Source organism: Geminocystis sp. GBBB08 (assembly GCF_016743215.1).
GTDB lineage: Bacteria > Cyanobacteriota > Cyanobacteriia > Cyanobacteriales > Cyanobacteriaceae > Geminocystis.
Genome location: NZ_VRZC01000198.1, coordinates 1 through 6,080, shown reverse-complemented (window position 1 = coordinate 6,080; position 6,080 = coordinate 1). Strand labels below are relative to the sequence as shown.

The following is a 6,080-nucleotide window of genomic DNA, read 5'->3' as shown; positions in this document are numbered from 1 at the left end:
AAAGGTTCAAAAAAGAGGATAAATGCAGACGTAAATGGTTCCTATAATATAATGAGAAAAGTAATCCCAACAGTCTTTGACTCAGGGATAGAGGGCGTTGTAGTTCGTCCAGTTAGGATAACTCCTAATCAAGCTAAAAATTAGTCGATGTTATATTTGACTATATTTTTAGTAACTATCTAAAAATAAACTAATTTAAAATAAGAATGAAACATAAAAAATATAACTCTTCATTCCTCATTCCTCATTCCTCATTCCTCATTCCTCATTCCTAATGGTTATTTTTCCTCGCCGAAATAAACGGATAATGCTTCAGAAACAATCTGATTCATCGCTTTTTTTTGCCCAGAGGCAGTTATTTTTAATTTTTGATACCATTGTTCATTAACGCTGATACGATGCTCATTACGTTTTTTACGAGGTTGTTTTTCGACTTTTTTCATCACTTTTTTCTTACTAGGTTTATATTTATCAGCGAATTCTTGTAAAGCAGTAAAACCAACACGATTACAAAAATCACCAAAAGTCTCATGATCTTGTTTGTTGTCACGGAAAAACACGAGTAAAGGTTCTAAAAATGTCTCTAGGTTAGCTATATTTAATTTATCTACATAAACTCTAGCTAAACGGGTTTGATTAGGGCAACCTCCAAGCCATATTTGATAAACATTTGGAGAATCTCCCACAAAACCTAATTCTGCCATATAAGGGCGAGCGCAACCGTTAGGGCATCCTGTCATCCGTATTACTATATTTTCTTCTTGAATACCTACTTTAGCTAATAATACGTCTATTCTTTTGACAATACTTGGTAAAATTCGCTCAGATTCTGTGGTAGCTAAACCGCAAGTTGGTAATGCAGGACAAGCCATAGAATAACGAGTAAGATGATTAACATTATCAGGGTTAATTTCTACGCCGTGATTAGTAAATATTTGGTTTATATCTTCTTGCCATTCAGGATCAATTTCATAGAGAATAATGTTATGATTAGCGGTTAAACGAGTTGGTAATTCGTACTTTTCAATAACTTTTTTCAAAGCCTCTTTTAGTTTAAATTCACCTTCATTTTTTACTCGTCCATTTTCCACAGAAATCCCAATAAATAGTTTACCGTCTCCTTGTTCATGCCATCCTAAATAGTCTTCATATTTCCATTCTGGCAATGGTTTAAAAGCCTCTAATTTTTTCCCTAAAAACTCTTCCACTTTAGCGGTAAATTTTTCTACTCCCCAATCATTGATCAAGTATTTCATCCGAGCATGTCTTCTGTCAGTGCGATCACCATAATCTCGTTGAGTAGCCACTATTGCCTTAACTAAATCCAAAACATCCTCTTTAGTCACATAACCAATTTCGTCAGCAGTACGAGCAAAAGTCTCCTCTTTACGGTGAGTGCGCCCTAAACCGCCTCCTGCTAGAATATTAAATCCTTGTAATTTTCCTTTATGATCAACAATAACCACTAAACTTAGATCATGGGTATAAACATCAATGGAGTTATCACCGGGTACAGTTACAGAACATTTGAACTTACGAGGCATATAATGAGTGCCATAAATAGGCTCGTCAGAATCACTGAAATTACTACCATTAATGCTTTTTTGACGGGCGGCTTTAACTTCGGGTGCTTCTTGTGCGGTAATAGCTTTTTCACCATCTAACCAAATTTCGTAATATGCACCAGTTTGAGGTGCTAATAAATCAGCAATTTTCTCCGCATATTCCCACGCATATTGATAGTCAGGGCGATTTTTATAGGGTGCAGGAGGTGCCATGACGTTACGGTTAATATCACCACAAGCTCCTAAAGTTGATCCCATACTTTTGACAATACTAGCAATTACGGTCTTAAGATTCTTTTTGAGGATACCGTGAATTTGATAACCCTGTCTTGTTGTGACTCGTAATGTCTGATTACCATATTCCTCCGACAAATTTTCGAGGGTGAGATAAAGTTCAGAAGGAATAAAACCCCCAGGGTTACGGGTACGCAACATGAATTGATAATCTTTTTCTTGTCCTTTGATTCGATTATCTCGGTTATCTTGTTGATATGAGCCGTGAAATTTGAGAATTTGAATACCGTCTTCGCTAAAATGGGTGGTATCTTGTTGTAACTCTGTGGCGATCGGCTCTCGTAAAAAATTACTACGTTCTTTTATGCCTTCTACTTTTGAGCTTTTTTTCTGAATGGTTGTACTTTCTGTCATGATATTTTTTTGAAGTTTGATTCTTTTTCTATTTTACTGCGATCGCTCGCTTATTAATAATAAGAAATAAGAAATAAGGAATAAATAGTAACAAAGGGTTTAAACCCCTTGCATTGTCTTGCATTGCCTCTATACAATTAATTTTGCCTGAGTACTTAGAAAATAGGGTTTTGATGTTCTAAATTAGGTTGTACTTTAATCCGAATTAAAACACAAGTAAGATTGTCATGACCGTTAACATGATTACCCAGATCGATAATTTGGCTAATTCCTTCCTCAAGGTTAGCTTTAGAACTAATTAGAGGTAAGAGTGCATTTTCCCAATGAGTTTCTAATAATTCATTGTCACATAATCCATCAGAACACATAAGTAACAAAGTATCTTCTTTGATGTCTAAATACTTAATATCAGGATGTACAAAATTATCATCTCTTGGTCCTAATGCTTGAGTTAATTGATAAGCATCAGGTCTAGCAAAAGCGATTTCTGATTCTATGCCATGTTTTATTTCTGATTGTGCAACGGAATGATCTGTAGTTAATTGCTCTAATCCCCATTTTCGGGTAACTCTATAAATGCGACTATCTCCCACATGGGCGATGGCAACTTTTGTCCCTTGTACGAGAGCAAGAACTAAAGTTGTACCCATTCTACCTGAGCCTATTTGTCCTTTTTCGATATTAGCAGAGTAGATTGCTTGATTAGCTTGAAGAATTCCTTCTTTAATAATTTCACTTTCGGGAAGTTCATCATTCCAATGATCTTGAAAATAGCGATAAAGATTCTTTACAGCCATAGCACTAGCAACTTCTCCTGCTGCATGACCCCCCATACCGTCACACACGATAAATAAGCCTTTAGCATCATAGTAAACACCTTGAGGACTTTCTTTTTTTCTAATATTGGTATCAATGGCAAAACAATCTTCGTTATGGGCTCTTTTTCTACCAATATCACTTGCTCCTACATTTGCAAGACTTAATAATCTCATGGGTAATACAACTGTAGGCTGATCATCTCCGTCAGGATTATTAATTTGGGTCGCTTCTTGATCTTCTGGTTCTTCGTAATCGAATTGATTGACTAAGTTATTTAATTCTTCTTCTCCAGGAATAAAAATTACTTCCTCTCCAATTTCTTTTTCTTGTTGTTCTAAAATCGACTCTATTTCGATTTCTTGAATGATGACTTGTAACTCTGAACGTAACTGTTTAATATCATCAATATCTCCTGATTCAATTTTGATCATCAAATCCGTAATAATTGATTGATAATCTTCTTTTAAATCTACTAATAGATGAGCCCATGTTTCGACTAGCTGTCTTAATAAGGGTGGGTCTTGAGGATTATCTAAGTAAATTTTATCAAGAATTAATGTACCATTCTCTGTTACTTTTAAATTATCTAATCTTAATAATGTTTCACAACATTCAACTTTAATAAAACTTTTCCATAGTTTCGAGATTTTTTGTAAATATGTTAACATTTGGTGAGCTTCCAACTGCGTACTTTCTAAATATTCTTTTAGTGTTTGAGATGTCGCAATTTTACCAATGATTACCAATTCCTGATGATGAGTTAAATCTTGCCACCCGTCAAATAAATCGGGTACGGTAGGATTATATTCCGTTAAGGTGAGATAGGTGAAGGCTAAGTCTGGTATCCCCACTGATTGTAAACTTTCACGATCAAAATTCTCGACTAAATCTAAATTTTCATCTAAAATTCCTCTTTGTTCTGGTTTAAGGTCTTTTACTTCTATGGAAAAAAACTGGCGATCGCCAATAATGGCAAAAGGAGATAAAGGAGTCTGAGGAGTTGTTAAAACATATCGAGGGGTAGAATCCTCCTCGGGGTTAAGAATAAAAGGAAGATGGGGTAATTGAGAAACTGGACAACTAATAATACATTGATAAATTTGTGAAGCTAAATCATTATCCATTGACATATTTATAAACCTGATTACTTATAATTAGAATATTATAATTAAACTAAATTGGAAAACATAGCAGAATTTTAAAAGTCTCGGCAGAGGCAACCCCCTTTATCCTCCGTCAAAAGGGAGAAGTAATAGTGAGAATTTATCTTAAATTGCTTTAATTTAATAGTGCTTTTTATTTTGCGAGAAATTTATTAATTTTGTTTTCCTACTAATAAAAATCTACCTGAAGAAGATCCCAATTTGATTATATTTTACATTATGAATGAATATCAAAAATTGATTAGAAATAAAATTCCTCAGATTATTAACTCAAATCAGCAAAAATGTCAAGTAAAAAACTTATCTAATGCTGAATATAAAGAAGCATTAAAACAGAAATTAATAGAAGAATCGACAGAAGTATCAGAGGCAAATAAAGATAATTTAGCAGAAGAAATAGCAGATGTTTATGAAGTAATAGATACTTTAATTAAGGTTTATAAATTAGAAAAAAAAGATATTATTAAAATTCAAAAACAAAAAAGAAAATTAAGGGGAAAATTTGATAAAAAATGTTTTTTAGTTTCTGTAGAATCAGCAGATACTATTATTGATAAATTGACAGAGTTAGACGAAGATATTTTACAACAAGGAGAGGATTTTTTAGCAAAAGAAGTATTATTAAAAGGTTTTACTATAGATAAAGATAGTAATGTTCTCAAGGATATATTCAAGAAAATGAATGACTTTAATCCTCATTTTTTTCGGCTAAAATTAGCTGAAAATTGGGGCGGTATTAACATTAGTAATTTAGGGTTTTATTCATGGCAAATAATGATGGCAAAATATTCAGGTGCGTTATCATTTCTACAAATTCAACATCAAAGTGCTATCGAAATGTTAAGTCAGAGTAAAAATAACATAGTTAAAGAAAAATATCTATCAAAAATCATCAAAGAAAATTTATTTTGTGGTGTCGGTTTTTCTCATTTAAGAAGAAAAGGGAAACCATCAGTAATGGCTATTCCCATAGAAAAAGGCTATGAATTAACAGGATTTGTGCCTTGGATTACTGGTTATGATATTTTCTCTTATGTTATTGTTGGTGCTATTTTACCTGATGGACAAGAATTATATGGCATTATGCCTTTTGCAAACAATAATAATCATCTCAAATTTAGTTTTCCGATGAAACTTAGTGCTATGAATAGTACGAATACCGTCACTGCTACATTGAATCAATGGTTTTTATCCTCAGAAGATGTAGTTATGATTAAACCTTATCAAGCTATTTATCAAAAAGACGAAGAAAATGTTTTACATCATGGTTTTTTTGCTTTGGGTTGCAGTTTAGCAGGGTTAAGAATTTTAAAGGATAACTGTGACAAAATTAATTTACCAAAGGTGACAGATAGTTATGCTCGATTAAAAGCTCAAACAGATAATTTACAAAGGAAAATGTTAGAGATAATTATTCATCCTAATGATAATTTTGAACAAAAGTTAGATTTGAGAGTACAAGCAATTAGTTTAGCTTATCGTTGTGCCATCGCCGCTATTATAAGCTCTAAGGGAGAAGGGAATCAAGAATATCATTGCGCGAACCGAATTTACCGAGAAGCCTTAGTTTAGAGCGTTTCTGGGCAAACAATTCCTGTTTTAACTCGCTCTTTAGAAACATTTATCGATTGATGGTTAGGTTGAATTATTTTAACCCACATTCTGCTTATTTCAAAACAATACTAAAGTCAATACTCGTGAAACGTTGTTTAATTATATAAACTTACAGATTTTTATTTAGTAGTTTTAAAGTAAGTATAAATAATATTAAAAATGTCAGGATCACAAAAATAAGGTTATAAAAATGTTCAAGCTGATTTAATCTATCAATTAATGTCTTGGAATCGACAAAAAAAAAAGGGTAAAATTTTTGATTCTTCAGGGT

At 32.8% G+C, this 6,080-nt stretch carries 3 protein-coding genes; 1 reads left to right on the top strand and 2 read right to left on the bottom strand.

Annotation, left to right across the window (positions count from 1 at the left end; all coding sequences use genetic code 11):
* Positions 1-278: 278 nt before the first annotated feature.
* Together sir and FWJ34_RS17340 are read right to left on the bottom strand one after the other, a co-directional pair.
* Positions 279-2,216, bottom strand: coding sequence for a sulfite reductase, ferredoxin dependent (gene sir, locus FWJ34_RS17345; RefSeq protein ID WP_396232062.1), 1,938 nt, complete (start codon positions 2,214-2,216; stop codon positions 279-281).
* A 152-nt stretch (positions 2,217-2,368) separates the two neighbouring features.
* On the bottom strand, positions 2,369-4,162 hold the full coding sequence (locus tag FWJ34_RS17340; RefSeq protein ID WP_308256597.1) for a serine/threonine phosphatase: 1,794 nt from the start codon (positions 4,160-4,162) through the stop codon (positions 2,369-2,371).
* Positions 4,163-4,414: 252 nt separating this feature from the next.
* On the opposite strand from FWJ34_RS17340, the gene FWJ34_RS17335 reads away from it, so the two are divergent.
* Positions 4,415-5,767: a hypothetical protein gene (locus FWJ34_RS17335; RefSeq protein WP_308256596.1), complete on the top strand. Its 1,353-nt coding sequence runs from the start codon at positions 4,415-4,417 to the stop codon at positions 5,765-5,767.
* Positions 5,768-6,080 lie beyond the last annotated feature (313 nt).